The 25,476-nt window shown below is 72.1% G+C and carries 24 protein-coding genes; 13 read left to right on the forward strand and 11 right to left on the reverse strand.

Features of this window, described 5'->3' with window-relative positions:
* Positions 1 to 313 precede the first annotated feature (313 nt).
* The 7 genes from ACGFI1_RS04445 (at position 314) to ACGFI1_RS04475 (ending at position 9,518) form a co-directional block, all read left to right on the forward strand.
* On the forward strand, positions 314 to 2,326 hold the full coding sequence (locus ACGFI1_RS04445) for a tetratricopeptide repeat protein (protein ID WP_449201648.1): 2,013 nt from the start codon (positions 314 to 316) through the stop codon (positions 2,324 to 2,326).
* Complete coding sequence (locus ACGFI1_RS04450; protein ID WP_392782827.1) at positions 2,323 to 3,612, forward strand: protein phosphatase 2C domain-containing protein; 1,290 nt, start codon at positions 2,323 to 2,325, stop codon at positions 3,610 to 3,612. The genes ACGFI1_RS04445 and ACGFI1_RS04450 overlap by 4 nt, the downstream gene beginning before the upstream one ends.
* Positions 3,609 to 4,946 (forward strand): VWA domain-containing protein, encoded by a 1,338-nt coding sequence (locus ACGFI1_RS04455; protein ID WP_301177590.1) that lies wholly within the window; start codon positions 3,609 to 3,611, stop codon positions 4,944 to 4,946. The genes ACGFI1_RS04450 and ACGFI1_RS04455 overlap by 4 nt, the downstream gene beginning before the upstream one ends.
* 2 nt (positions 4,947 to 4,948) lie before the next feature.
* Positions 4,949 to 5,785, forward strand: a complete 837-nt coding sequence (locus tag ACGFI1_RS04460) for an FHA domain-containing protein (RefSeq protein ID WP_392782829.1) — start codon at positions 4,949 to 4,951, stop codon at positions 5,783 to 5,785.
* Positions 5,782 to 7,299 carry a hypothetical protein gene (locus tag ACGFI1_RS04465; protein ID WP_392782832.1) on the forward strand — a complete coding sequence of 506 codons (1,518 nt, stop codon included), beginning with the start codon at positions 5,782 to 5,784 and terminating at the stop codon, positions 7,297 to 7,299. Before ACGFI1_RS04460 ends, ACGFI1_RS04465 begins: the two co-directional genes overlap by 4 nt.
* Positions 7,287 to 8,141 (forward strand): glutamate ABC transporter substrate-binding protein, encoded by an 855-nt coding sequence (locus ACGFI1_RS04470; RefSeq protein ID WP_386867275.1) that lies wholly within the window; start codon positions 7,287 to 7,289, stop codon positions 8,139 to 8,141. Before ACGFI1_RS04465 ends, ACGFI1_RS04470 begins: the two co-directional genes overlap by 13 nt.
* 189 nt (positions 8,142 to 8,330) lie before the next feature.
* Positions 8,331 to 9,518, forward strand: coding sequence for a hypothetical protein (locus ACGFI1_RS04475; protein WP_301175644.1), 1,188 nt, complete (start codon positions 8,331 to 8,333; stop codon positions 9,516 to 9,518).
* Here ACGFI1_RS04475 and ACGFI1_RS04480 read toward each other — a convergent pair.
* Entirely contained in the window at positions 9,482 to 10,072 is a 591-nt protein-coding gene (locus tag ACGFI1_RS04480; RefSeq protein WP_240808487.1) for a hypothetical protein, read from the reverse strand. The genes ACGFI1_RS04475 and ACGFI1_RS04480 overlap by 37 nt on opposite strands.
* Before the next feature lie 137 nt (positions 10,073 to 10,209).
* On the opposite strand from ACGFI1_RS04480, the gene ACGFI1_RS04485 reads away from it, so the two are divergent.
* A complete protein-coding gene (locus tag ACGFI1_RS04485) occupies positions 10,210 to 10,728 on the forward strand; it encodes a PH domain-containing protein (RefSeq protein ID WP_301175645.1) in 519 nt (172 codons plus the stop codon).
* 65 nt (positions 10,729 to 10,793) lie between these two features.
* Here ACGFI1_RS04485 and ACGFI1_RS04490 read toward each other — a convergent pair whose 3' ends face one another.
* From ACGFI1_RS04490 to ACGFI1_RS04515, 6 genes are all read right to left on the reverse strand, one after another.
* Positions 10,794 to 12,206, reverse strand: coding sequence for an NAD(P)/FAD-dependent oxidoreductase (locus ACGFI1_RS04490; RefSeq protein ID WP_392782841.1), 1,413 nt, complete (start codon positions 12,204 to 12,206; stop codon positions 10,794 to 10,796).
* Positions 12,207 to 12,276: 70 nt separating this feature from the next.
* Positions 12,277 to 13,125 (reverse strand): ABC transporter permease, encoded by an 849-nt coding sequence (locus ACGFI1_RS04495; protein ID WP_392782844.1) that lies wholly within the window; start codon positions 13,123 to 13,125, stop codon positions 12,277 to 12,279.
* The gene (locus ACGFI1_RS04500; protein ID WP_392782848.1) at positions 13,122 to 14,006 is read right to left on the reverse strand and encodes an ABC transporter permease; all 885 of its coding nucleotides are present in this window, start codon (positions 14,004 to 14,006) and stop codon (positions 13,122 to 13,124) included. Before ACGFI1_RS04500 ends, ACGFI1_RS04495 begins: the two co-directional genes overlap by 4 nt.
* The gene (locus ACGFI1_RS04505) at positions 14,006 to 15,250 is read right to left on the reverse strand and encodes a polyamine ABC transporter substrate-binding protein (RefSeq protein ID WP_392782853.1); all 1,245 of its coding nucleotides are present in this window, start codon (positions 15,248 to 15,250) and stop codon (positions 14,006 to 14,008) included. Before ACGFI1_RS04505 ends, ACGFI1_RS04500 begins: the two co-directional genes overlap by 1 nt.
* The gene (locus ACGFI1_RS04510; protein WP_392782857.1) at positions 15,247 to 16,398 is read right to left on the reverse strand and encodes an ABC transporter ATP-binding protein; all 1,152 of its coding nucleotides are present in this window, start codon (positions 16,396 to 16,398) and stop codon (positions 15,247 to 15,249) included. Before ACGFI1_RS04510 ends, ACGFI1_RS04505 begins: the two co-directional genes overlap by 4 nt.
* 33 nt (positions 16,399 to 16,431) lie before the next feature.
* Positions 16,432 to 17,865 carry a gamma-aminobutyraldehyde dehydrogenase gene (locus ACGFI1_RS04515; protein ID WP_138641861.1) on the reverse strand — a complete coding sequence of 478 codons (1,434 nt, stop codon included), beginning with the start codon at positions 17,863 to 17,865 and terminating at the stop codon, positions 16,432 to 16,434.
* 167 nt (positions 17,866 to 18,032) lie between these two features.
* On the opposite strand from ACGFI1_RS04515, the gene ACGFI1_RS04520 reads away from it, so the two are divergent.
* Complete coding sequence (locus ACGFI1_RS04520) at positions 18,033 to 18,494, forward strand: Lrp/AsnC family transcriptional regulator (RefSeq protein ID WP_240808584.1); 462 nt, start codon at positions 18,033 to 18,035, stop codon at positions 18,492 to 18,494.
* Positions 18,495 to 18,579: 85 nt separating this feature from the next.
* The gene (locus tag ACGFI1_RS04525) at positions 18,580 to 18,846 is read left to right on the forward strand and encodes a type II toxin -antitoxin system TacA 1-like antitoxin (protein ID WP_138641863.1); all 267 of its coding nucleotides are present in this window, start codon (positions 18,580 to 18,582) and stop codon (positions 18,844 to 18,846) included.
* Here the strand turns inward: ACGFI1_RS04525 and ACGFI1_RS04530 are convergent.
* Positions 18,833 to 19,252 (reverse strand): HIT family protein, encoded by a 420-nt coding sequence (locus tag ACGFI1_RS04530; RefSeq protein WP_138641864.1) that lies wholly within the window; start codon positions 19,250 to 19,252, stop codon positions 18,833 to 18,835. The genes ACGFI1_RS04525 and ACGFI1_RS04530 overlap by 14 nt on opposite strands.
* 534 nt (positions 19,253 to 19,786) lie before the next feature.
* On the opposite strand from ACGFI1_RS04530, the gene ACGFI1_RS04535 reads away from it, so the two are divergent.
* On the forward strand, positions 19,787 to 20,596 hold the full coding sequence (locus tag ACGFI1_RS04535) for an ATP-binding cassette domain-containing protein (protein ID WP_392782862.1): 810 nt from the start codon (positions 19,787 to 19,789) through the stop codon (positions 20,594 to 20,596).
* Positions 20,593 to 21,288, forward strand: coding sequence for a hypothetical protein (locus tag ACGFI1_RS04540; RefSeq protein ID WP_392782865.1), 696 nt, complete (start codon positions 20,593 to 20,595; stop codon positions 21,286 to 21,288). Before ACGFI1_RS04535 ends, ACGFI1_RS04540 begins: the two co-directional genes overlap by 4 nt.
* Positions 21,289 to 21,597: 309 nt before the next feature.
* Here the strand turns inward: ACGFI1_RS04540 and ACGFI1_RS04545 are convergent, their stop codons facing one another.
* The 3 genes from ACGFI1_RS04545 to rlmN form a co-directional block, all read right to left on the reverse strand.
* A complete protein-coding gene (locus ACGFI1_RS04545) occupies positions 21,598 to 22,425 on the reverse strand; it encodes a DUF1963 domain-containing protein (RefSeq protein ID WP_392782868.1) in 828 nt (275 codons plus the stop codon).
* 64 nt (positions 22,426 to 22,489) lie between these two features.
* On the reverse strand, positions 22,490 to 22,993 hold the full coding sequence (locus tag ACGFI1_RS04550; RefSeq protein ID WP_138641479.1) for a DivIVA domain-containing protein: 504 nt from the start codon (positions 22,991 to 22,993) through the stop codon (positions 22,490 to 22,492).
* Between the two features lie 56 nt (positions 22,994 to 23,049).
* The gene (gene rlmN, locus ACGFI1_RS04555; protein WP_301175653.1) at positions 23,050 to 24,195 is read right to left on the reverse strand and encodes a 23S rRNA (adenine(2503)-C(2))-methyltransferase RlmN; all 1,146 of its coding nucleotides are present in this window, start codon (positions 24,193 to 24,195) and stop codon (positions 23,050 to 23,052) included.
* Positions 24,196 to 24,308: 113 nt separating this feature from the next.
* Between rlmN and ACGFI1_RS04560 the strand changes: the two genes are divergently transcribed.
* Positions 24,309 to 25,454 carry a suppressor of fused domain protein gene (locus ACGFI1_RS04560; protein ID WP_392782871.1) on the forward strand — a complete coding sequence of 382 codons (1,146 nt, stop codon included), beginning with the start codon at positions 24,309 to 24,311 and terminating at the stop codon, positions 25,452 to 25,454.
* Positions 25,455 to 25,476 lie beyond the last annotated feature (22 nt).

The raw sequence follows: 25,476 nt of genomic DNA on the forward strand, positions 1-25,476 counted from the left end.
GTGCGCGCAGCCGGGCTGCGGCGGGACGATCGTCGACGGCTACTGCGACGTCTGCGGCAGCCCGCCCGCGAGCCCGGCGCCGGCGGTGCCCGCGCCCCGCCCGGCGGCCGAGCGGCCCGACGACGCGTGCGGCCAGGCCGGCTGCGGCGGGACGATCATGGACGGCTACTGCGACGTCTGCGGCTCGCCGCCCGCGCACACCTCCCTCGTCGCGGGGGGCAGCGCCGGCGGCCGCACGGGCAGCACCAGGACGGGCAGCACCAGGACGGGCAGCACCCGCACCGGGTCGTCGCGCTCGTCCGGCCGCCGGGGCATGCTCGGCGCCGGGCTGGTCGAGGTGCCGCGCGTCCCCTACCGGGACCCGTCCAGCGCGGTGATGAGCGACCCGCAGGTCGCCGAGACCAAGCGGTACTGCAGCAGCTGCGGCGAGCCCGTCGGCCGGGGGCGCGGCGACCGGCCCGGCCGCACCGAGGGGTTCTGCCCGAAGTGCGGCACCCGCTTCTCCTACACCCCGAAGCTCAACCCCGGCGACCTGGTCGGCGGGCAGTACGACGTGCTGGGCTGCCTCGCCCACGGCGGCCTCGGCTGGATCTACCTGGCCAAGGACCGCAACGTCAGCGACCGCTGGGTGGTGCTGAAGGGCCTGCTGGACAGCGGCGACGCCGACGCGATGGCCGCCGCCGCGGCCGAGCGGGCCTACCTCGCCGAGGTCGAGCACCCCAACATCGTCAAGATCTACAACTTCGTGCAGCACGACGGCGACGGCTACATCGTCATGGAGTACGTCGGCGGCGAGTCGGTCAAGGACATCCTGCTGCGGCAGCCGCAGCAGCCGGGCGAGAAGCACCTCCCGCTCGCGCAGGCCATCGCCTACGGTCTGGAGGCGCTGCGCGCGTTCGACTACCTGCACGCGCAGGGCCTGCTGTACTGCGACTTCAAGCCGGACAACGTGATCCAGTCCGAGGAGCAGCTGCGGCTGATCGACCTCGGCGGCGTCCGGCGGCTGGACGACCCGGACGGCGCCATCTGGGGCACGGTCGGCTACCAGGCGCCGGAGATCGCCGACGACGGGCCGTCCATCTCCTCCGACCTCTACACGGTCGGCCGCGCGCTCGCCGTGCTGAGCTTCCCGTTCCGGGGCTACACCCGGACGTACGTCGACTCGCTGCCGCCCGCCTCCGAGGTCCCGGTGTTCCAGCGGTTCGAGTCGTTCCACCGGTTCCTGCTGCGCGCGACGCACCGCGAGCCGGACGAGCGGTTCCAGGACGCGGCGGAGATGGCCGAGCAGCTCACCGGCGTGCTGCGGGAGGTCCTCGCCGCCGAGGACGGCACCCCGCGGCCCGCCCCGTCCGGGCTGTTCGGCCCGGAGCGGTTCACGGGCCGGATCGCGGGCGGCGCGGCGGACGCCCACGCGCTGCCGCCCGTCCCGCCGGAGGTGGCCGCGGCGGCGCTGCCCGTCCCGCTGGTGGACGGGTCCGACCCCGCCGCCGGGTTCGTGTCGGGGCTGTCGGCGCTGGAGCCCGCGCAGGTCGCGGAGGCGGCGGCGAACGCGCCCGCGCGCACCCCCGAGGTGCGGCTCGCGCTCGCCCGGGTGAAGATCGAGCTCGGCGCGGTCGACGAGGCCGACGCGCTGCTCGACGAGCTGGACGCCGAGCGCCCCGGCGACTGGCGGACCTTCTGGTACCGCGCGGTCGCGCTGCTCGCGCGGGGCCGGGTGGCGGAGGCCGAGCCGCTGTTCGACCGGCTGTACGGGCTGCTGCCCGGCGAGGCGGCGCCCAAGCTGGCGCTGGCGTACTGCAAGGAGCTCTCGGCGCCCGCCGACTCCGTCCGCCTGTACGAGACGGTGTGGCGCACCGACCAGAGCTATCTCAACGCCGCGTTCGGCCTGGCGCGCGTGCATCTGGCGGCCGGCGACCGGGCCGCGGCCGCCGCCGCGCTCGACTCCGTCCCGAAGATCTCCATCCGGTACGTGCCCGCGCAGGTGGCGGCGGTCGCCACGGCGGTGCGCGGCCGGCCGCCCGCGGAGCTGTCGGCGGCCGAGCTGGTCGCCGCCGGGAACCGGCTCGCCGCCCTCGACCTGGACGCCGAGCGCCGCGACCGGCTCGCCGCCGAGGTGCTGGAGGCCGCGCTCGACTGGCTCCTCTCCGGTTCCGGGACGGGCGGCGCGCAGGGCGGGTCCCTGCTCGGCGCGCCGCTCACCGAGACCGCGCTGCGCCGCCTGCTGGAGGCGACGTACCGGGAGCTGGCGCGCCGCACCCGCGACCGGGACGAGTGCCGCCGGCTCGTCGACTCCGCCAACGCCGTACGCCCGAGGACGCTGCTGTGACCGACGACCGGACCGCCGGCGAGCACGCCGCCGCCGAGCACGCGAAGGCCGCGGAGCTGTCCTGCCCCGCCTGCGGCGAGATCGTGTACGCGGAGGAGGTCTACTGCGAGGAGTGCGGGCACCGGCTGACCGACGCGCCGCCGCCCCCGGCCGCCGCCCCGGAGCCGGAGCCCGCGGCCCGCCCGTGCACCGGCTGCGGCCGGACGGCCATCGACGCCGACGGCTACTGCGAGCACTGCGGGCTGCGCCAGCCCGCCGAGCGCGACCACGTCGAGCTGGAGCTGCCCGCCCCCGGCGGCCGGCCCGCGGTGGCGGCGGGCGCCAGCGACCGGGGCCGCCGCTACAGCCGCAACGAGGACGCGCTCGCCCTCGCCGCACACGCCGCCGGGGTCGCCGCGGTCGTGTCCGACGGCGTCGGCTCCTCCCAGCGCCCCGAGGACGCCTCCCGCACCGCCGCCGACACCGGCGCCGCCGAACTGGTGGCGCGGCTCGACGCCGGCGAGGACCCCGAGGACGCCACCCGGCACGCGGCGCTGCGCGCGGCGGCGGCCGTCGCGGCGCTCGCCACCTCCCCGGCGGACGCGCCGTCCTGCACCTACGTGTCCGCGGTGACGCGCGGCGCGACCGTCACCGTCGGCTGGATCGGCGACAGCCGGGCCTACTGGCTGTCGGCGGACGGCACCGCCGAGCCGGGCGAGAACGGATCGCGGGAACCGGCGCCCGGCGCCGGCGCCGGGGACACCCCGGACGCACCCGACGCCGCCGAGGTCAGCACCGGCGACCTCGCCGAGCTGGGCGCCTCCCGGCGGCTCACCGAGGACGACTCGTGGGCGGCCTTCATGGTCGCCGAGGGCTCGCTGACGGAGGCGGAGGCCGAGGCGCACCCGAACGCGCACGTCATCACCGCGTGGCTCGGCGTGGACGCCGGCGAGGTCCAGCCGCACGTGGCGACGTTCCGCCCCGCGGGCCCCGGCACGCTGCTGGTCTGCAGCGACGGCCTGTGGAACTACTTCCCGGCGGCCGGCGACCTGGCCGCGCTCCTCGCCGGCGCCTCCAACGGCGCGGCGGGCGGCGGCGCGCACGACCCGACCGCGGACCCGCTCGGCACGGCCAAGGCGCTCGTCCAGCACGCCCTCGACGCCGGCGGCCGCGACAACATCACCGTCGCCGTGATCCCGCTCCCGTCCCCCGCTGCCCCCGCCTCCCCCGCCGACCCCAGTCCCACCGCCCAGAGCCGCGACACACCGCGCAGCACGGAACCGCCGAGCACGGAGCAGCCCCGATGAGCGAGCACCCGCAGTTCACCGTCAAGATCGACCAGAACCGGTACCTGCCCGAGGGCGGACGCGAGGTCCACGCCATCGTGTCCGTCGAGGCGGCCGCCGCGGACGGCGTGCCCGTCCCCTCCACCGCCCGCGCGTCCGAGGTGATCATCATCGACACCTCGGGCTCGATGTCCTACCCCGACACCAAGCTGCGCGCGGCCGTCGCGGCGGCGCAGGTCGCGATCGACACGCTGCGCGACGGCGTGGAGTTCGCGGTCGTCTCCGGGTCCAACACGGCCAAGATGATCTTCCCGAAGCATCCAGGGCTGGTCGCGGCGAGCCCGGAGACCCGCGGCGAGGCCAAGCAGGTGCTGGGCCGGCTGACCGCGTCCGGCGGCACCGCCATCGGGTCGTGGCTGCGGCTCGCGAGCCAGCTGTTCGACACGGTGCCGGGCGGGATCCGGCACGCGATCCTGCTGACCGACGGCAAGAACCAGCACGAGACGGCCGAGGAGCTGGACGCCGCGCTCGCGGCCTGCGGCGGCCGGTTCGTCTGCGACTGCCGCGGCGTCGGCACCGACTGGGAGGTCGCGGAGCTGCGCAAGGTCGCCTCCGCGATGCTCGGCAGCGTCGACATCGTCGCCGACCCGGCCGGGCTCGTCGCCGACTTCCGCGCGATGACGGAGGCCGCGATGGGCAAGTCCGTCGCCGACGTCGCGCTGCGGGTGTGGACGCCGCAGACGGCGACGCTCCGGTTCGTCAAGCAGGTGATGCCCTCGGTGGAGGATCTCACCGCCAAGCGCGTCGACTCGGCGCCGCAGGCGGGCGACTACCCGCTCGGCGCGTGGGGCGCGGAGAGCCGCGACTACCACATCTGCGTGGAGGTCACCCCCGGCCAGGTCGGCGGCAAGGAGCTGCGCGCCGCGTGGGTGCGGCTCGTCGTGCCGGGCGGGCCGGGCGAGGAGGCGCAGGTCCTCGCGTCCGGGAACGTTCTCGCCCAGTGGACGGACGACGAGGCCCAGTCCACCAAGATCAACGAGCGGGTGGCGCACTACACCGGGCAGGCCGAGCTGGCCGCCGCCATCCAGGAGGGGCTGCAGGCCCGCCGGGACGGCGACCTCGACACCGCGACCGCGCGGCTCGGCCGCGCCGTGGTGCTGGCCGACGAGGCGGGCAACGACGCGATCACCTCGATGCTGCGCCGCGTCGTGGACGTCGTCGACCCGGCGACCGGCACCGTCCGGCTGAAGCGCAACATCGACAAGGTCGCCGAGATGGAGATCGAGACCCGGTCCACCAAGACGGTCCGGACCCGCAAGGACGAGACCGTGACCACCCGGCGGGGCGAGGGCTGAGCATGCCGAGCTGCCCCAGCGGACACGTCTCCCAGTCGGCGGACTACTGCGACGTCTGCGGCGAGCACATGGGCGGCGGCTCGTCCGCCCCGGCCGGCGGGGCCGCGGGCGGCGCGGCGCCGCAGCCGCAGCCGCAGCCGCAGCCGGCCGGCGGCACGCCCTGCCCCGACTGCGGGACGCCCAGCATCGACCGCTTCTGCGAGATGTGCGGCTACGACTTCGCGACCGGCGGCGGCCTGCCCACGCCGCGGACGGCCCCCGCGCAGCCCACCCCGCCGGGGCCGCCGACGCAGCCGTTCACGCCCCCGCCCGCCCCGCCGCACCGCGGGCCGTCCGAGCCGCCGCCCGCGCCGCCGCTGCCGTCCCCGCCGGTCCCGGCGCCGCCAGTGCCGGTGCCGCCCGTCCCGCAGCCGCCCGTGCCCGGAGCGGTCTGGACGGCGGTGGTGACGGCCGACCGCGAGTACTTCAACACGGTGATCGCCGAGGAGGGGCCCGACTCGGCGTCGCTGTCGTTCCCCCCGTACGCGCCCGAGCGGCGGATCCCGCTGGCCGGGCGGGAGGTCCGGATCGGGCGGCGCAGCTCGTCCCGGCCGTCCCCGCCCGAGATCGACCTGCGCGAGCCGCCCGAGGACCCCGGCGTCTCCCACGTCCACGCCGTGCTGCTGGCCAAGCCGGACGGCACCTGGACGCTGGTCGACCCCGGCTCCACCAACCGGACCTGCGTCAACGGGTCCACCGAGCCCATCCCGTACAACGTGGAGGTCCCCGTCGCCGACGGCGACCGCATCCACGTGGGCGCCTGGACCACCATCACGCTCATCCGAGGCGAGGCGACATGACGGCCGTGCAGCAGGCTCCCCCGGCGGGGACGCCCGCCCCCTCCGCGCAGGCGTCCCCGCCGGCCCGGCAGGGCCCCGCCGGCGGGCGGCTCGCGCGGGTGGACGACGCCCCGCCCACCGGGGTCGCGCGGCTGCTCCCGCGCACGGTCGCCGCCCGCGTCCGGACGCTGACCGCGCTGTCGCTCGTGCTGCTGGTGGCCCTGCTCGGCATCGGCTGGGCGGCGATCGCGAACGCCCGCGAGGGCGTGCGGGTCATCGGGCACGACGCCGGCCCGCAGGTCGTCGCCACCGGCGACCTGTACCTCCAGCTCAGCGACATGGACGCGCAGCTCGCGAACGCGCTGCTGATCGGCAACGCGCCGGGCGGCGGGCGCGACCAGGCCCTCAAGCGCTACGACGACAACCGGCAGAAGGCCGGGGACGCGCTGCTGAAGGCCGCCAAGCTCGCCGACGAGACCACCGAGAACAACACCGCCCGCGACCTGCTGGACGCGCTCGGCCGCTACGAGCGCCTCGCCGGGCAGGCGCTGCTGCTCGACCGGCAGACCCCGCACGCGTCCGGGCCGCCCTCGCAGCAGGTCATCGACCTGTACCGGCAGGCGACCGACCTGATGAAGCTCGACCTGCTGCCCAAGGCGTACAACCTGACGCTCGACAACGGGACCCTCGTCCGGCACACCTACGAGGACAAGCGGTCGGCGGTGCTCACGGGCCGCACGGGCCTGCTCGTCGCGGGCGTGGTGCTGCTGGCGACCCTGGCGGGCCTCCAGGTGTACCTGGCCAGGCGCTTCCGCCGCCTGCTGAACGTGCCGCTGGCGGTCGCCACGCTCGGGACGCTGGTCCTGGTCGCGGCGGGCGCCCTGATGCTGACCGGCCAGGCCGACCATCTGCGCAAGGCCAAGGAAGAGGGCTTCGACTCGATCCTGGCGCTGTCGCGGACGCGTGCCATCAGCAACAGCGCGAACGCCGACGAGACCCGGTTCCTGCTGGACCCCGGACGCGCCGACGCCTACGAGCAGGTGTACCTGAGCAAGTCCCAGACCGTCCTCTATCTGAAGGCGGGCAACCTGACGCAGTACAACGCGGCCGTGCAGAAGGGCCTGTCGTTCGAGCCCGGACGGGCGCCGTTCCTCGGCTTCCTCGGCACCGAGGCCAACCGTCCGGCGGAGTCCGCCGAGCAGAAGGCGCGGCTGGTGGACGTCATGAACAAGGCCCTGGGCGCGTACCAGAAGGTCCAGGCCAACGACCGGCGGATGCGCGACCTCGTCAAGGCCGACCAGCGCGACCAGGCCGTCGCGGCGCGCGGCACCGCCGCCGCCGACTACACCCAGTACGACCGCGCCCTGCAGCAGCTGAGCGGCATCCACCAGGACGCGTTCGACGAGGCCGTGAAGGACGGCGACGGCGGGACGAGCGGCTGGTACGCCGTGCTGCCGATCGCGGGTGTGGCCATCGCCCTGCTGATGCTCGCCGGGGTGCGGCCCCGGCTGGCGGAGTACCGGTGGTCGAAGTGAGGGCGCGGCGCCTCGCGGCGGCCGCCTTCGCCGCGCTGGCGGTCCTCGGCGCGGGCGCGGCGTGCGGCGTCGCGGACGCCGGGGAGGTGTCGGTCGCCGACAAGGACGCGCTCGTCATCGGCGTCAACGGCGACCAGCCCGGCGTCGGCATGCGCACCGACGGCGGCGCCTACGAGGGCTTCGACATCGACATCGCCAAGGAGATCGCCGAGCGCCTCGGCGTCCGCGGGCCGGGCGTGCGGTTCAAGCCGGTGTCCTCGGCGACGCGCGAGGACATGCTCCAGCACGGCGACGTCGACCTGGTGGTGGCGAGCTACTCCGTCACCCCGGAGCGCAAGGTGAAGGTCTCGTTCGCGGGCCCGTACTACGTCGCGCACCAGGACATCCTCGTCCGCGCCGCCGACGCCCGGAAGGTCCGGAACATTCACGACCTGCAAGGACGGCGGCTGTGCAAGGTGCGCGGGTCGGTGTCGTTCCCGCGCATCCACGACGAGCAGGGCGTCGCCGCGCTCCCGGTCGAGGAGGACGGCTACTCCGACTGCCTCACCGACCTCGTCGAGAACCGGCTGGACGCGGTCTCCACCGACGACCTGATCCTCGCGGGCCTGGCGGGCAAAGCGTCCGAAAGCGGCCACAAGCTCACGGTCGTCAACGCGCCGTTCACCGACGAGCCGTACGGCGTCGGCATCCGCAAGAGCGACGTGGACGGCTGCGAGGCGGTGAACAAGGCGATCACGGGGATGTACCAGGACGGCACGGCGGCGCGCCTGCTGACGCGGTGGTTCGGCACCTCCGGGCTGAAGATCACCACGACCGTCCCGCAGTTCGAGGGCTGCGTCTGAGCGGGCCGGGGCACGGGCCGCTGATAGCACGGAGCCGCTCGCGGCACGCCGTGAAGCGGGGTTGTCACCACCGTCCGGTCATAGAGATCAGTCGGTTGCGTAAGTTCCGGTCGGCGCGCGTGATCGTAAGTTATGGTCGCGATCAAAACCCGGCCCGGCAATCACCGTCACCCCCCCCCGAGGAGCACCATGACGACGGTCATCCTGGTGGTGATGTGCGTCGTGGTGGCCGCGTTCGAGCTCTACGCCGGCAAGCAGAGCCGGGACCAGGCCAACGCGTTCACCCGCCGGATCGACGAGCTGAACGACCAGGTCACCAAGCAGAACAACGTGCTGGTCACGGTGGGCGAGCAGCTCACCGCCGAGCTGTCGCGGGTCAAGCAGGACGTGCTGCCCGCGCTCGACGGCCGGCTCCGGCAGAACACCGGGCAGGTGGAGGAGCTGGCGGGCCTCGTCCACCAGGCCGACGACTACCTGCGCGCGCAGGCGGGCCGGCTGCGCGAGCTGGAGCAGCAGCGGGTCACGCTGGCCGCGCTGCGCCGCAAGCTCGGCGAGGTCGAGACCTCGGTGCGCGCCGTCACCAAGGCGCACGGCGAGTCGGCGTCCGGGAAGGTCGACGCGGCCCTGGACCGGCTCGCCGACATCGAGCGCGGCGGCGCGGAGATCCTGGAGCTGCAGCGCACCCTCACCCGCACCCTGGAGGGCGTCGAGGACGTCGTCGCCGAGCTGCTGCAGTTCACCGAGGGCGAGCTGGACGACACCGTCACCGCAGCGCTCACCGGCCGCCCCCGCGCCCACGGCGACGCCGTCACCGCCACCGGGCGGCTGTGGACCCGCGACGACCAGCTGGAGGACATCCTCACCGAGATGTACGAGCGGTGCGTGCGCGCGAGCCGGCTGAACGTCCGGTTCCGCACCGCCGAGGGCGCGAACGGCACCGCGCCCGGCGGGCCGGAGCGCCGCCGCTACTTCCTCGGCGGACACGCCTCCGAGGACCTCGCCGGCGTGTTCAGCGCGCTGCTCATCTCCACCGGCGCCGACCTGCCGCACAACGGCGCCCACGAGTCCCGGCGCGGGCTCGCGCGGGTCGAGCCCGGCGTCCCCGCGGGCGTGGAGCCGCCCCGCCCGCCCGAGGACGAGGCGGCCCTGAAATCGCTGCTGCGGACGCTAGCGGAGAGCTCGGGCGCCGTCGCGCAGATCGGCCCGCTGCTCGCCGTCCGGACGCGGGACGAGCTGCTGTGCGCCGTGCTGACGGCCGCGCAGTCGCTGGAGCTGGAGAGCGACGAGGTCTTCTGGGACCCGGCCGCCGCGACCGTCCGGCTGCGGCGGCTGCCGTCCCATCAGCTCTGGGACCTCACCGCCTGGTCCGCCCCGTAGGGCGGGGCGCCGTAGACGCGCACCGTCCGCTCCGCGGGGCCGCCGAGGCGCACGTACAGAGGGCACGCGGCGGTGCGGGTCAGCGGATCGACCTCAGCGCACAGCCCGATCCCCGCCGCGCGGTCGAGGAACACCACGTTCTCCACCGCCCGCGCGCCGCGCACCGCGTACGGGACGGAGTCGGCGTCGCCGGTGTCGAACAGCTCGTCGAACGTCAGCCGCCGCGCGAACCGCATCAGCGCGCCCGCGTCCACGACCCGGCTCCCGATCGCCGCGGCCGGGCCCGCGGCGACGATGCCGAAGCTCGGGTTCTCCCGGCCGCGCACGTAGATCTCCCGGTCCGGTTCGAGGCCGCGCCGGCGGTCGGGCACCTGGACCCCGAACCCGGCGTCGCCCGTCAGGTAGGCGGGCGGGCCGAACCCGCCGGCCGCCGCCGTCCCGTGCCGGACCCGCACCGCGCCCGCGGGCATCTCCCAGCCCGGCAGGTACACGCCGAGGCCGCGCAGCAGCAGCCGCCAGATGGGCCGTCCCGTCACGTCCGGCGCGAACTCCATGGCGACCATCATCCGGTGCGCCGGCTTCCGCCGACAAGATCCTCTCGGGGGGCCAGAGCCCTTACCGCGCCGCCGCTGCGCGCCCGGCACCGCGTCGGCTACCGTTGGACCACCCGGATCATGACGAGGACGCCGCCGTGAATCTGCAGGACATGATGGTGCACCGCGACACCTCGTCGCGGACCGTCGACAAGTACCTGATGTCCTACGAGGGACGCGTCATCGCGGTGCGCCGGCATCCCGCCGTCCTGCTCCCGCCCGCCGCGATCGTCGTCGCCGGGCTCATCGCGTGCGGCGCCGCGAGCGCGTGGACCGGCATCGGCTGGCTCTGGGCGCTGTGGCTGATCGCCGTCGGCTACCTCGCCTGGAAGGTCCTCGCCTGGTCGATGGAGTTCTTCCTGGTCACCGAGCACCGGGTGATGGTGGTCAAGGGCGTCCTCAACCGGGACGTCGTGATGATGCCGCTGTCCAAGGTCACCGACATCACGCTGAACCGGTCCATGGTCGGCCGCCTGTTCGGCTACGGGGAGTTCCGCACCGAGTCCGCGGGCCAGAAGCAGTGGCTGAAGAGCGTCAACTTCATGCCGTACCCGGAGCAGCTCTACCTGGAGGTCTCCTCCGTCATCTTCGGCACGACCGACGCCTCGCCCGACTGAGCGGCCCGGCGCCGCGTCCGGCCCGGCGCCACGTCCGGCCGCCGCCTGCCGCCTGCCGGCGGTCGTCAGGAGTCGAAGCCGAGGCCCAGGCGGTCGAGGGTGCGGAGCCAGAGGCCGCGGCGGCCGGCGTTGCGGTCGGCGCGGGCGATCTCGCGGCGGGTCAGCTCGATGACGCCGTACCGGAGCGGCTCCGGCGGGAACGGGACGGGCTTGGACCGCACCATCGCCAGCCGCGTCCGCTCGGTCTCCTCGCCGGGCGCGAGGCCGACGCGCAGGAGGTCGAGCATGACGTCCGCGCCGAAGCGGGTGGCTCCGACGCCCAGGCCGGTGTAGCCGGCGGCGTAGGCGAGCCTGCCGCCGTAAGCGGTCCCGAAGAACGCACAGAAGCGGCTGCACGTGTCGATGACACCGCCCCAGGCGTTGGTGAAGCGGATCCCTTCGAGCTGGGGGAACGTCTCGAAGAAGTGCCGCGCGAGCGTCTCGAACGTGGCGGGACGGTCCTCCAGCGCCGGCTTCATGCCGTTGCCGTAGTGGTAGACGGCGTCGTAGCCGCCCCACAGGATCCGGTCGTCGGCGGTGAGCCGGTAGTAGTGGAACTGGTTGGCGCTGTCACCGATGCCCTGGCGGTGCCGCCAGCCGATGGCGTCGCGCTGGGCGGCGGTGAGCGGCTCGGTCATCAGGGCGTAGTCGTACACGGGGACGACGAAGTTGCGGAGCCGCTTCACCAGCGGCGGGAACGCGCCGGTGCCGAGCGCGACCCGGCGGGCGGTGACCGTCGCGCCGTTGGGGGTCGTCAGGCGGAGCATGCGCCCCTCGGAGCGCACACCCGTGACGCGGGTGCCCTCATGGACGCGGACGCCGAGAGACCGGCACGCGTCCGCGAGGCCCCAGGCGAGCTTGGCGGGATGCACCATCGCTGTGGAGGCCGGGTTCCACAGGCCCGCGTGGTAGGTCGGTGAGTCGACCTCGGCACGGACGGCGTCCCGGTCCAGGAGGACGGGCTTCCAGCCGAGCCCGGCCGCCGTCGCCGCGGCCTCTTCGAGCGCGGGGACCTGCCATTCCCCGGTCGCGACGTCCATCTCGCCGGTGAGCTCCCACTCGGCGTCGATCCCGTACCGCGCCAGGGTGGCGCCGATGGCGGCGAGGTTGTCGCGGCCGAGGCGTTCGAGGACCGGCATGTCGTCCGGCCAGCGTCCCGCGCCGTTCTCCAGGCCGTGCGTGAGGCTGGCCGAGCAGAACCCGCCGTTGCGCCCGGACGCGGCGGCGCCGATCCGGCCGGCCTCCAGCACGACCACGTCCAGGGACGGGTCGCGCTCCTTGGCGAGCAGGGCCGTCCAGAGCCCGCTGTAGCCGCCGCCGATGACGGCCAGGTCGCACGTCAGTGCTTCCTGCAACGCGGGCTCGGCGGCGGGGTGTGCTTCGTCCTGGAGCCAGAACGGCCGACGCTCGGCGTCGGCGAGCGCCCTCACGATGTCCATCTCGTCCCCCGGTGTCGGCGTCGTCAGGTCATGCGGTGTCGCGAGCGGTATCCCCGGCGGGGCGGCGCCGTCAGCGGGCGGCGCGGATGTTGCGGCGCGCCGAGATGACCGCGATGACGACGCCGACCGCGAAGATGAGCGTGCCCATCACGTTCACCTGCGGCGGCGTGCCCGTCCGGGTGGAGCCGTAGATCCACAGCGGGAAGGTGACGGTCGCGCCGCTGGTGAAGTTGGTGATGATGAAGTCGTCGATCGACAGCACGAACGCCAGCAGCGCCCCCGCCAGCACCCCCGGCATGATCATCGGCAGCGTGACGAGGCGGAACCGCGTCCACGGTCCGGCCCCGAGGTCCTGCGCCGCCTCCTCCACCGCCGGGTCGAGGCCGACGACGCGGGCCCGGACGGTCACGGCGACGAACGCGATCGAGAACATCACGTGCGCCACGAGGATCGTCAGGTAGCCGCGCGGCAGGTTGAAGGTGACGAACATCGACAGCAGCGACGCGCCCATCACGATCTCCGGGCAGGAGATCGCCATGAACAGCACCAGGTTCGTCGAGCCCTTGCCGCGGAACCGGTAGCGGCCGAGCGCGAGGCCCGCGAACGTCCCGAGGACCGTGGTGATCAGCGTGCTGAGCAGGGCGATCGTCAGCGAGTTGACGACGGCGGTGGTGAGGTCGCTCTTGTCGAACAGGTGCCGGTACCACTTGAGCGTGAAGCCCTGCCACTCGAAGTTCTGCTTGCTGCGGGTGTCGTTGAACCCGAACAGGATCATGATCGCGATCGGCAGGATCAGCCAGGCGATCAGCACGAGCGTGTAGACGTGCAGGCCCGAGACCTTCCGGCGCGGGCGCGCCGCCGGGGGCTTCTCCCTCACGTCCGGGGTCTCCGGGGTCTCCGGGGTGGTGAGCGTCGTCATCGTCCCGCCGCCTCCAGAACGTCCTGCGTGCCGAGGGTGCGCGCGTAGGCGAAGATCCCGACGAGCAGGATCGCCATCAGCGAGAACGACAGCGCCGACGCCATCGGGTAGGCGCTGTTGTTGAAGTACTCGGTCTGGATCACGTTGCCGATCATGGTGTTCTGCGGGCCGCCGAGCACCTCGGCGTTGACGTAGTCGGACGACACCGGCACGAACGTCATGATCACGCCGGCGAAGACGCCGGGCAGCGACAGCGGCAGGATCACCTTCGCGAACGCCTGCAGGCGGCTCGCGTACAGGTCGTAGGCCGCCTCGACCACGCGGTGGTCGATCCGCTCCAGCGCCACGTAGATCGGCAGCACCATGAACGGCAGGAAGTTGTAGGTGAGCCCGGAGACGACCGCGAGGCCCGTGTCCAGGATGTGGAAGTCGTCCGGGACGATCCCGCTGTGCCGCAGCGGCCCGAGGACGGGGCCGTTGTCGGTCAGCACCAGCTTCCACGACACCGTCCGCAGGATGAACGAGACGAAGTACGGGAGCAGGAGCAGGAACAGGTACGTCGACTTGTGCCGGCCGCCGCGGAACGCGATCCAGTACGCGGCCGGGTAGGCGATCGCGATGCACGCCGCCGTCGCCAGGAACCCGTACCAGAGCGACCGGACGAACTTGTCGCCGTAGGTGTGGAGCCCGTCGACGTAGTTCTGCCAGTGGAACGTCTGCCGGAACCCGTCGATCAGGTTGCCCGTCTGCAGCGACAGGGACACCATCAGCACCATCGGGACGAGGAAGAACGCCGCCATCCACAGCCCGCTCGGCAGGATCATGAGGTACGGCGCGAGCCGTCCCCGGCCCGGCGGTCGGCCCCGCTCCCCCCGCGCCATCACGACCCCTTGGCGATGGGCTCGAAGATCTTCTGGTACTCGGCCTCCTCGGCCTTGGTGAGCCTGCGGTAGTGCCGCAGCTTCGCCAGGTCGTCCTGCGTCGGGAAGATCAGCGGGCTGGTGCTGAGCCGGGTCAGGTCCTTCTTGTCGTCGCCCGTGGCCGCGGCCGCCTTCTGCTTCAGCAGCTCCTGCGTGGACGGGATCGGCGGCATGTAGTTGATGAACTCGGTCAGCGGGACGTTGTTCTCCGGGACGTACAGCCAGTCCATGAGCGCCAGCGCGTCCACCGGGTTCTCGGCCGTCTTCGGGATGCACAGGTTGTCGGTCCAGATCGTGCCGCCCTCCTTGGGCACCACGAACTTCACGTCCGGACTGGTGAGGCTGTAGACGTCACCGGACCACGCCATCGTCATCCACACGTCGCCCTTGCTGACGGCGTCCACGTAGTCCTGGCTGTAGTACTTGCGGACGATGCCCTTGTCGCGCTGCTCGCGGAGCTTCGCCGCGGCCTTCTCCCAGTCGGCCTTCGTCGACTTCTCCGGGTCGACGCCGAGCAGGAACATCCCGAAGTTCCCGAGCTCCTGCGAGTCGGCCATCATGCCGACCTTGCCCTTGTACTTCGCGTCGAAGAGCTGCGCGATGCTCGTGATCTCCTCGTCGACGTACTTGGTGTTGTACGCGATGCCGGTGACGCCCGACTCGTACGGGATCGTGTGCGCGTTTCCGGGGTCGTACGACGGGTTCTTGAACGACTCCCCCGCGTTCTTCTGGAAGTTCGGCAGCTTCGCCAGGTCGAGCGGCGCCAGGTAGCCGAGCTGGCGGCACTGCTCCAGCTGGATGCCGTTCGTCATCACCATCAGGTCGAACCCGATGGACTGGCCCGCCGACAGCGGCGCCTGGATCTTGCCGAACCACGGGCCCATCTCCTGGATGACCTCCTTGTAGGTCACCTTGATGCCCGTCTCCTTCTCGAACGCCTTGATCGTCTCCCGGTCGTCCTGCATGTAGCCCGGCCAGTTCGCCCAGTTGAGGCTGCCCTTCTTGGCCTTGCCCGCCCAGAACTCCTGCACGTCGGTCTGGCTGACCTTCTCCTTGCCGCCCTGCCCCTGCACGCCGCAGGCGGACAGCGCGAGGCCCGCCCCCGCGGCGCCCATCATCCGCAGGACGTCCCGCCGGGCGTAGCTGGACCGTGCCAGGCGCGGCCGCGTGAGACCGCGCAGGAAGGCGGGATCGATGTTGCTCACTGGGGGGCTCCTATGGCGTAAGAGTGGCGCGGGTCCCACGACAGCCAGACGGTGTCGCCCCGGGCGGCGATGTCGTCGGCGGACGTGGCGTTCTGCAGGAACACGACGACGTCGGCTCCGGCGGCGGTGGTGATGTTGTAGTTCGTCGACGTCCCGAGGTACACGACCTCGGTCACGGTGCCGCGGACGCCGCACAGGCCGTCCGCCGGCCGCTCCGGCCCGATGCCGATCTTCTCGGGCCGGACGGTCAGCTCCAGCCGCTCCCCCGCCGCGACCGCCAGACCGTCCCGCACCGGCACCTCGATACGGCCGTCCGCGCCGTAGGAGATCACCGCGGTGCCCGGCCCGGTCTCGGCGACCTCCCCGCCGAGCAGGTTGGACGTCCCGATGAACCCGGCCACGAACCGCGACGCGGGATGCTCGTAGATCTCCCGCGGCGTGCCGAGCTGCTCGATCAGCCCGTCGTTCATGACGGCGATGCGGTCCGACATCGTCAGGGCCTCGCCCTGGTCGTGCGTCACGTACACGAACGTGATGCCGACCTCCCGCTGGATCCGCTTCAGCTCGACCTGCATCGCCTGCCGCAGCTTCAGGTCGAGCGCGCCGAGCGGCTCGTCCAGCAGCAGGGCGCGCGGCCGGTTCACCAGCGCGCGGGCCAGCGCGACCCGCTGCTGCTGGCCGCCGGACAGCTCGGCGGGACGGCGCTTCTCCCGTCCCGCCAGGTCGACGATGCCCAGCATGTCGCCGACCCGCCGGGTGATCTCGGCCTTCGGGACGCCGCGCCGGCGCAGCCCGAACGCGACGTTCTCGAACACGCTCATGTGCGGGAACAGCGCGTAGGACTGGAACACCATGTTCACGTCGCGCCGGTTGGGCGGCACGCCGGTGACGTCCCGCCCGTGCAGGCGCACCCGGCCCGCCGTCGGCTCCTCGAAACCGGCGATCACGCGCATGGTCGTCGTCTTGCCGCAGCCGGACGGGCCGAGCAGCGAGAAGAACTCGCCCTGCGCGATCTCCAGGTCGACGCCGCGGACCGCGGCCACGGTCTCGCCATGGGCGTGGTACGCCTTCTGCACTCCCGCGAGCTCGATGGCGGGGAGGGTGCGCCCCGGGTCTTCGCGCGCCGGGGCCTGCTGGGTCTCGGTCATGGCGGGTCTTCCTTCACGGGCTCGTACGGACGGTCAGCCGCCGATGTAGTGCATGACGTGCTTGACGCGGGTGTAGTCCTCGATGCCGTACATCGACATGTCCTTGCCGTAGCCGGAGTGCTTGAAGCCGCCGTGCGGCATCTCCGACACGAACGGGATGTGGGTGTTGACCCACACGGCGCCGAAGTCGAGCGCCTTCGTCATGCGCATGGCGCGGCCGTGGTCCCGCGTCCACACGCTCGCCGCCAGGCCGTACTTGACGCCGTTCGCCCAGGCGACGGCCTGCTGCTCGTCCGAGAAGCCCTGCACCGTGATGACCGGCCCGAACACCTCGTTCTGCACCATCTCGTCGTCCTGCTTCAGGCCGCCGACGACGGTCGGCGCGAAGAAGTAGCCGCGGTCGCCGACGCGCTCCCCGCCGGCCAGGACCTCCGCGTGGCCCGGCGCCCTGTCGATGAACCCCTGCACCCGGGCCAGCTGGTTCTCGTTGTTGACCGGCCCGTAGTAGGCGTCGGCGTCGCTCGGCGGCCCCACCACCGTGCCCTTGGCGGCCTCGACGAGCGCCTCGGTGAACTCGCCCCGCAGCCGCTCGGCGACGAGCACCCGCGTCGCGGCGGTGCAGTCCTGCCCGGCGTTGAAGTACCCCGCCTCGGCGATGCCGGTCGCGGCGGCCTCGACATCGGCGTCGTCGAACACCACCACCGGCGCCTTGCCGCCCAGCTCCAGATGGACCCGCTTGAGGTCCTTGGCCGCCGCCGCGGCGACCTCCATCCCGGCCCGGACGCTGCCGGTGATGGACACCATCTGCGGCGTCGGGTGCTCCACCAGCGCGCGGCCGGTGTCCCGGTCACCGCAGATCACGTTGAAGACGCCCGGAGGCAGGAACTCGGCCGCGATCTCCGCCAGCATCAGCGTGCTCGCCGGTGTCGTCTCGGACGGCTTCAACACCACCGTGTTGCCCGCCGACAGCGCCGGACCGAACTTCCAGACCGCCATCATCATCGGGTAGTTCCACGGCGTGACCTGCGCGCACACCCCGATCGGCTCGCGCCGGACCGACGACGTGTGGTCCGCCATGTACTCGCCGGTCGCCTTGCCCTCCAGGACCCGCGACGCCCCGGCGAAGAACCGGAGGTTGTCCACCATCGGCGGCATCTCCTCGTCCAGGGTCAGCTGGACGGGCTTGCCCGTATCGCGGACCTCCGCCTCGACGAGGTCCTGCGCGCGCGCCTCGACGGCGTCCGCGAACCGCAGCATCGCCAGGCTCCGCTCCGCCGGCGTGGCGTCGCGCCAGGCGGGGAACGCGTCGGCCGCCGCGCGGAACGCCGCGTCGACGTCCGCGGCACCGGACACCGGGGCCTCCGCGTACACCTCGCCGGTGCTCGGATCGACCACCTCCAGCGTCCGCCCGTCCTTGGCGTCCACGTACTCGCCGCCGATAAAGTTGCGCAGCCGCTCGCCGCTCATCCTCAGGTCCCTCCTGGGCACCGGTGCCCGTTGTGTCCTGTAGGCCCAGACCCTTACAGACGACTCCCCCCATTACAAGTGATTCCGTTGTTACGATCCAGTTTCGCGACTGATTCACTTGACGCAGACGCCTCACACTCTCGATGCCGCAGCTAGGAGACCAACTCATGGATCGCGCAGCACGCGTCCAGCTCGACGAGACCGCGAAGCACATCATCGAGCAGCTCCAGCAGGACGGCCGCCGCTCCTACGCCGCCATCGGCAAGGCCGTCGGCCTCTCCGAGGCCGCCGTCCGCCAGCGCGTCCAGAAGCTCCTCGACACCGGCGTCATGCAGATCGTCGGCGTCACCGACCCGCTCATGCTCGGCTTCTCCCGGCAGATGATGATCGGCGTCAAGTGCGAGGGCGACCTGGAGAAGATCGCCGACGAGCTCGCCGACCTCCCCGAGATCGACTACGTCGTCATCACCGCCGGCTCGTTCGACATCCTCGTCGAGCTCGTCTGCGAGGACGACGAGCGCCTCCTGGAGCTCCTCGGGCGCATCCGCGCCGTCCCCGGCGTCGTCTCCACCGAGAGCTTCGTCTACCTGAAGCTCCGCAAGCAGACCTACTCCTGGGGAACGCGCTGACCCCGCGCACTTCTCGTTCTCAATGGGGATGTCCCGGCACTACCGCACGGCGTACGTTGAGATGCCGTAAGGAGGGAGATCGGCCATGCCCGAGCCGGTCCGCCAGGACCTTCCCGCCACCGAGCGCATCGCCTTCCCGACCTCCGCCGACCAGTACCTCGTGATCCGCAAGGCGGCGGAGCTGATCGGCTGGACGGTCACCGACTACGTCCTGTCCACGGCCCTGGACCGGGCCGAACGCGACCTCTACGAACACGCGGCCGCCCAGGAGGCGCCGCCCGAGCCGGACATGGCCGCCCCCTGCACCGCCGTCCTGACGGCCCTGGCCGCGCCCGCGGTCAACCTGAGCTGAGAGCCCCGCCCAAGCGCTCGGCGTACTCGGCCGCCTCCGCGTCCGACGCGTACTTCTGCCTCGGCCAGAAGAACCCGCGCAACCCGTCCTTGCGGTTGCGCGGGACCACGTGCACATGCAGGTGCGGCACGCTCTGACTGACCCGGTTGTTCATCGCCACGAACGACCCCGCCGCGCCGAGCACCGACTCCATCGCCCCCGCGAGCCGCTGCGCATACCCGAAGAACGGCCCGAGGAACTCCCCGGGCAGATCGGTGAGCGTCTCATAATGCTCCCGCGGAACCAGCAGCGTGTGCCCCTTGAACAGGGGCCGCGCATCAAGGAACGCCATCACATCGGGCTCGTCCAGCACCACATGCGCCGCCCGCTCCCCTTTGACGACTTCGCAGAACACACACCCACCCATCCCCCCATCCTCCCCCACCGCCGCCGACCAGAAAGAAGCCAAGTCCCACAACTCCCACCACAAGGACGGAGCCAGCCCCAAGCCACACCCCACCGCCCCCCGAACACACCACACGAGATTGCAGGAAGCAGCGGCCACTCCCCCGACTCCCGGCGCGAGTGCCCCGGCCGGAGCCGGAAAAACGCGCCGACTCGCCGAGTTCGGAATGCCTGACAAGGTTGCGGAAGGCGGCGAGCACGTTCCCCGCTCCCGGCGCGAGGACCACAGCCCGAGCCGAGACACACGCCAACCCACCGGCCGCCAAAAGCCGGACGAAGTTGCGGGAGATGGCAGGCACGCTCCGCGGCTCCCGACGCGAAGGCCGCAGGCGGAGCCGAGAAGCGCGGCGGCCCACCGGTCCCCGAATGTGCCGGACGGGGGTGCGGGAGGGTGGTGGGGGGGGCGGCGTTCAGCGGGCTGCGGTGGGGTGCACGGAGCGGACGCGGTGACCGGTTAACGGCGTCCTTATGGGGGTGCGCCTACGGTGTGGTGTTCATGCGGCTGGAGAACGTCGCCTTTCGTTACCGGCGGAGGGACCCCTGGGTGCTCAGGGATGTCACCCTGGCCCTCTCCGCGGGAAGCGTCACCGAAGTGACCGGCCACAACGGTGCCGGGAAATCGACGCTGCTCCGTGTGATCGCCGGATTGCGGAGGCCGCGTGGGGGCGTCGTCATAGAACGGCCAGCGCGAGTCGGATACGCGCCAGAGCGTTTCCCTGTGGACCAGCCGTTCAGTGTGCGCGGGTACCTGGGGCACATGGCCGCCATCCGCAGGGTGCCGGAGGACGCGGTCAGTGCGTGGTCGGAGCGGCTCCGCTTCGATCACCTCCTCGATGTGCGGCTCTCCGAACTGTCGAAGGGCAGCGCCCAGAAGGTCGGGCTCGCTCAGGCCCTCATGGGCGACCCGCAACTCCTTGTCCTGGACGAACCGTTCGCGGGCCTGGACGCGGTGACCCGCGATGAACTCCCCGCGCTGATCTCCGAATTCGCCGCCGGCGGCACCACCGTGGTCGTCAGCGACCACCAGCGCTGCATCGAGACCCTTCCCGGCATCGACCGGCTGCGGGTGGCCGACACATCGGTGACCCGCCTCGCCGGCGAGACCAACGAGACCAGCGACAGCGACAGCGACAAGACCAGCGACAGCGACAAGACCAGCGACAGCGACAAGGCCGGCGACAGCGACAAGGCCGGCGAGACCGACGAGTGGACCGTCCTTGAGGTGGAGGTGCCCCGAGACGAGGCCGACACCGTGGAGACCAAGCTGCGCGCGGACGGCTATCGAGTGCGGAGGCCCGAGAGGTGATCGCGCTCGTCCGGTTCCAGGTCGCGGGCTACGCCCGTTCGCTGCGCGTCCTGCACCCCCTCATCCTCGTGTTCCTCTTCGTGGCGCTTGTCCTCTTCCAGGGACCGAGCGGGCCCGATGCCGCCGACCTCGCCGCCATGACCTTCGCGGACGTTGCGGCCGTCATGTTCCCTGTGTGGGCCTGGGCGGCGCGCGCGCTGCTCGACACCGCGCCCGACGAACAGCGGGCCCTGACGGCGACCGCCGTCCGCCGCCCGTCCATCCCCGTCTGGGCGGGGCTCCTCGCCGCCTACGGCGTGAACCTCTGCCTGGGCGCCGTCGCCTTGGCCGTCCCTCTCCTGCACGCCGTCCAAGCGGGCTCTCACGGCTCGGCCGTCTTGACGGGGTGCGGGCTGAACGTCCTTGTCGCCGTCCCGGGGACTTTGCTCGGTGCCTGCACGAGCCGCGCCCTCATCCCCGACCCCGGTGTCTCGCTGCTTGCGCTCCTCGGCGGGGCCGTCGCGATTCTCCTCCTCGGCATCGGCCCGCTGGCCTGGCTCTCCGTCCCGATGATCGAATGGTTGCGCGCGGCCCATGACGGCCCCGACACCTTCATTTCCGACTTCCCCGCCATAGCCCTGCACCTACTCATCTGGTCTCTGGTCGTCGGCTTCTTCTACCTCACGGTTGCGCGCCGCACCGCAGCCACGTAGGGGCTTTTGGCTCCGTGGGGCACCTCACCACTCACAGCAAGCGCAACGCTCCTCGCGACGCGGGCGCAGACGCCTGCCACCCGGTTGACGGTGGCCCGTCGGCCCCTGCCCAAAGGTGAAGAACCCGGAGAAGCCCGCGCGGCCCACGCAGCCAAGTGAGCAGTCCTCCTGTTCGACTCACTCGGCAACCGCGCCCGTCCATCACAGCGCCATAGCGAACCCAATCCTCAAACCGCTGTTTGCGGATGCCTTCCGGTCAGTGTTGCTGAAGGAGGCTGTTTCGGCGGTGGCGGTCTTGGTTTGGGTGCCTCAGGCGGCTTGGAGGCTCAGCCAGGTTTCCTCCAGCGGGGTGTTCTGGCGGTTGCAGAAGTAGACGCGGCCCGGGTCGCCCCAGTACCAGCCAAGGCGAGGGTCGGAGTCGAGCTGGAGCAGGAGCTGCCACTCTTCTACGGTGCGCTGCTCATCAGGCGTGAGCGCCGGGGACTGGAGGGACGTCAAGGTGCGGCCCGTCGAGGCGTACAGGCAGTCGGGGCCCAGTGGGCGTTGGACGAGGGCGGGCCATCCCCCCAGTTGGTGTGCCGGCGTGTCGTCCGGCCATGTGTGGCGTGTCCACGCGGCGTGGAGTTGCACGTACACGGACAGCACCCCGCTATAGATGTTCTCCAGGCGCTGGACCGCAGGCTCCTGGGGTGAGGGCAGAGAGAGGAACGGGGTGGCGTTCAAGGTGATCTTGGGGGGCGTGATCGTCTTGGGCGGTGGCGTCGCCTCTCGGAGGGTGCCGGTGAAGACGCGCCAGCCGTCCCGGTGGGCGGGCTCGTTGCCCCAGGGGCGCGGGATCTCGGTGGCGTAGTAGAACGCGGTCGTTCCGGTGACGGGTATGCCGGGGATCTTCCCGAAGCCTGCGAGGTCGGCGAAGTCGATCGCACCGAGGAAGTCGAGGGGGCGGCCGTTCCACTCCGGCCACGTCTCCCCCGGCGGGAGGAGCGGCGCGCCGCCGAGGTGGACGGGCACCCCGTCTCCGGTGCCGAGTCGCAGCGCCGGCTTGGCCAGCGGCAGCAGGACGGCCGTGATCTCCGGTGAGAGGAAGGCTTCGAGGAGGAGGCGGAGCCGGCGGAAATGCGCGATGAGATCGTCCATGCACGTAGCGTGACGCGAGCGGGGCGGGGTGCGCAGCATCCGCCGAAATTGTGGATAACTTCGGTCAGCGTTCCAGGGCGGAGGCGAGCTGCACCAGGAAGCGGTCGACCTCCTGCTCGTCGTAACCGGGTCCTAGCCGGACGACCCGGAAGGCGCATTCCCGTACATCGCGGGCGCTCACCGGCGGGGCGGACCCGCGCAGGCCGGCGACGACGCGGTCCAGGAAGGCGTCCACGTCACGGACGTCGTAGCCGGTGCGCAGGCCGGCGCTGGAGAACCGGGCGTTCTGGATCCAGTTGATCAGCCAGGACGGCTGCGCGCGCGGGCGCCCGGGGCGTTCCGCGATCGGTCCCCGAGCCTGGAGCTCCCTGATGCACTCGCGCAGCAGTTCGTCCACCGCGCGGTGGTCGTAACCGCGCAGGACGACGTCGAAGCGCGTCGCGCGCACCTCCTCCACGGAGACCGGAGGCCCGCCGTCCAGCGCCTGCGCGACCCGCCGCAGCAGGGTGTCGACCTGGTGCCGGTCATAGCCGCGCATGACCACCGGCAATCGCGCGCTCGTCCTCACCGGTACCGTGCTCCTCACCCCGCGCGCGGGACGCGAGGGGCACGCCCGCGGCGCGCTCAGTCCCTGGTCGACGCGGCGAGCTGGCCGCAGGCCCCGTCGATCTCCCTGCCCCGAGTGTCGCGCACCGTGACCGGGACCCCGTGGGCCTCCAGGCGGCGGACGAACTCGCGCTCGTCCTCGGGCCGGGAGGCGGTCCACTTGGAACCCGGCGTCGGATTCAACGGGATCAGATTGACGTGAACGAGATTCCCGCGCAAGAGCCTGCCGAGAAGGTCCGCCCGCCACGCCTGGTCGTTGACGTCCTTGATGAGGGCGTACTCGATCGACACGCGGCGCCCGCTGCGGTCGGCATAGGCCCATGCCGCGTCCAGGACCTCGGAAACCTTCCAGCGGTTGTTGATGGGGACGAGGTCGTCCCTCAGCTCGTCGTCAGGCGCGTGCAAGGACACCGCCAGCCGGACGGACATGTCCTCGGCGGCGAGCTTCTCGATCGCCGGAACGAGCCCGACCGTGGAGACGGTCACCGAACGCTGGGAGATGCCCAGGCCCGCGGGTGCCGGATCTGTGATCCGGCGTACCGCGCCAATGACCGCCTTGTAGTTGGCCAAGGGCTCGCCCATGCCCATGAAGACGATGTTGGAGACTCGACCGGGCCCACCGGGGATGCGCCCCCGCGCGAGTGCGCGCGCGCCGGCGGCTACCTGCTCGACTATCTCGGCGGTGGAGAGGTTGCGTGTCAGCCCGGCCTGCCCGGTCGCACAGAAGGGGCAGTTCATACCGCACCCCGCCTGGGACGAGACGCACATGGTGGCCCGGTCCGGGTAGCGCATCAGCACCGACTCGAACAGGACACCGTCGAAGGCCTTCCAGACCGTCTTGAGGGTCGTCCCACCGTCGCAGTCCAGTTCGCGGACGGGGGTCAGCAGCGAAGGCAGAAGCTCGGAGACCAGGCGTTCGCGGACGGCGGCCGGCAGATCCGTCATCTCGGCGGGGTCGTCCACCAGGCGGGTGAAGTAGTGCCGTGACAGCTGGTCCGCGCGGAACGCCTTCTCCCCCAGCTCGGTGACCGCCTCGCGGCGCTCCGCGGTGGTGAGGTCGGCGAGGTGCCTCGGCGGCTTGCCGCGCCTGGGCGCGGCGAAGACGAGCTTCGCCGGGGTCTTCTTGGGCGCGGCACCGGTCGTGGCGGGCTGGGTCGTAGACATGGTCCTCCCAGTGTCGCAAACACCGGCCTGTGCATCGTCCGTCCACGGGCGGCGCCCCGACGCGTAAGACGACATTCCTGCACATGACCTTGTGTAGGACTAAGGTCTCGATCATGTCGGTTTTGCGTAGGGGCGGTGTCTCTCCCCGTGGGTCCGCGGCCAAGCTCGTCCACGCCGCGGCGAGCCCGTACGGCAGTCGGCGGCTCGTCGTCGAGACCGACGGTGACGTCACCGCGGCCTATCTGAAGGACGCGCGCGACTCCGTGGTCGGGGCCACCTGGGTCGCGAACCACCGCAGGGCCCCTCAGGAACTGGACCAGTCCCGCCTGGACACGGGAGACCCGCCCCTCCTGCCGGAATCCCACGTGCGCCACCCGTCCGGACGCAAGGCGCTGGACGGCGATTCCCTGGAGGTCGTGTGGTTCGAGGAGGGCGACGGTGTCGCCGTCCTCGAGGCGGGCGATCCGCTCTTCGTGATCCCCGGATGGTCGGACATGGGGCGCGGCATCCCCGGATACGCGCGCGACGCGGCGCGCCAGAGCCCCTTCGCGTTCCCGCTGGACGAGGAGATCGAGGACTTCGGGCCGCGCATCGAGCAGGCGCGCGAGCACTGGAAGCGGTGCCGCGCCGACGGTTCCTGGGCGGAGTTCCAGCAGTCGATACTCGGCCACTTGCTGCAACGTCTCGGCCCAAGTGGCCACTACTGGCACGACGTAGGACGGCAACTGGCGGGCGGCAGGGCGGCGGCCTACCCGACCGTAGGCGTTTCGGAGCGTCCGGCAAGGAGCGACCGGGACTTCACCGTCCTGAGCACCGTCGGGATGAGCCGCCAGCGCATGCCCACGGTCGAACTGTACGAAGACGACGTCGCCCCCTATGGGCGGATCGAACTCGCCGTCGCCAGCACACTGCCCAGCCAGAAGGCCGGCAGCATCTTCCCCTGGCTGGCCCAGTACCCATGGCGGTCGGTGACCTGGTTCGCCCCAGGGGACGTCGTGAAGTGGTACCACGAGGCCCGCACGTTCCCGCTGAGCAGTGGCGAGTCGTCCTGGGAGGGCGTCCTGCTCCTGGACGACCCGACCCGTTTGGCCGGCCCTGCAGCCCCCGGGATGACCGGCCTCACGCTCAACGGCGACGCCGTCAGGTGGCTGTGGCTCGTACCCATCACCGGTGAGGACCACCGCTACGCGAAGAGCGAGGGCTCGGACGCGCTCATACGGCGCCTTGCGCACCAGGGCCGATCCTGGGTCATCTCCTAGCTCCCCATGCGTCCCGCTAGGG

Origin of the sequence: Actinomadura geliboluensis, assembly GCF_043197915.1 — a bacterium.
GTDB lineage: Bacteria > Actinomycetota > Actinomycetes > Streptosporangiales > Streptosporangiaceae > Spirillospora > Spirillospora geliboluensis.

Excerpts from the sequence above, each read along its gene's own strand:
- ACGFI1_RS04445 (WP_449201648.1), top strand. The coding sequence starts at position 314 with ATGCTCGGCGCCGGGCTGGTCGAGGTGCCGCGCGTCCCCTACCGGGAC.
- ACGFI1_RS04455 (WP_301177590.1), top strand. The coding sequence starts at position 3,609 with ATGAGCGAGCACCCGCAGTTCACCGTCAAGATCGACCAGAACCGGTAC.
- ACGFI1_RS04460 (WP_392782829.1), top strand. The coding sequence starts at position 4,949 with ATGCCGAGCTGCCCCAGCGGACACGTCTCCCAGTCGGCGGACTACTGC.
- ACGFI1_RS04465 (WP_392782832.1), top strand. The coding sequence starts at position 5,782 with ATGACGGCCGTGCAGCAGGCTCCCCCGGCGGGGACGCCCGCCCCCTCC.
- ACGFI1_RS04475 (WP_301175644.1), top strand. The coding sequence starts at position 8,331 with ATGACGACGGTCATCCTGGTGGTGATGTGCGTCGTGGTGGCCGCGTTC.
- ACGFI1_RS04480 (WP_240808487.1), bottom strand. The coding sequence starts at position 10,072 with ATGGAGTTCGCGCCGGACGTGACGGGACGGCCCATCTGGCGGCTGCTG.
- ACGFI1_RS04490 (WP_392782841.1), bottom strand. The coding sequence starts at position 12,206 with ATGGACATCGTGAGGGCGCTCGCCGACGCCGAGCGTCGGCCGTTCTGG.
- ACGFI1_RS04495 (WP_392782844.1), bottom strand. The coding sequence starts at position 13,125 with ATGACGACGCTCACCACCCCGGAGACCCCGGAGACCCCGGACGTGAGG.
- ACGFI1_RS04500 (WP_392782848.1), bottom strand. The coding sequence starts at position 14,006 with ATGGCGCGGGGGGAGCGGGGCCGACCGCCGGGCCGGGGACGGCTCGCG.
- ACGFI1_RS04510 (WP_392782857.1), bottom strand. The coding sequence starts at position 16,398 with ATGACCGAGACCCAGCAGGCCCCGGCGCGCGAAGACCCGGGGCGCACC.
- ACGFI1_RS04515 (WP_138641861.1), bottom strand. The coding sequence starts at position 17,865 with ATGAGCGGCGAGCGGCTGCGCAACTTTATCGGCGGCGAGTACGTGGAC.
- ACGFI1_RS04520 (WP_240808584.1), top strand. The coding sequence starts at position 18,033 with ATGGATCGCGCAGCACGCGTCCAGCTCGACGAGACCGCGAAGCACATC.
- ACGFI1_RS04525 (WP_138641863.1), top strand. The coding sequence starts at position 18,580 with ATGCCCGAGCCGGTCCGCCAGGACCTTCCCGCCACCGAGCGCATCGCC.
- ACGFI1_RS04530 (WP_138641864.1), bottom strand. The coding sequence starts at position 19,252 with ATGGGTGGGTGTGTGTTCTGCGAAGTCGTCAAAGGGGAGCGGGCGGCG.
- ACGFI1_RS04535 (WP_392782862.1), top strand. The coding sequence starts at position 19,787 with ATGCGGCTGGAGAACGTCGCCTTTCGTTACCGGCGGAGGGACCCCTGG.
- ACGFI1_RS04545 (WP_392782868.1), bottom strand. The coding sequence starts at position 22,425 with ATGGACGATCTCATCGCGCATTTCCGCCGGCTCCGCCTCCTCCTCGAA.
- rlmN (WP_301175653.1), bottom strand. The coding sequence starts at position 24,195 with ATGTCTACGACCCAGCCCGCCACGACCGGTGCCGCGCCCAAGAAGACC.
- ACGFI1_RS04560 (WP_392782871.1), top strand. The coding sequence starts at position 24,309 with ATGTCGGTTTTGCGTAGGGGCGGTGTCTCTCCCCGTGGGTCCGCGGCC.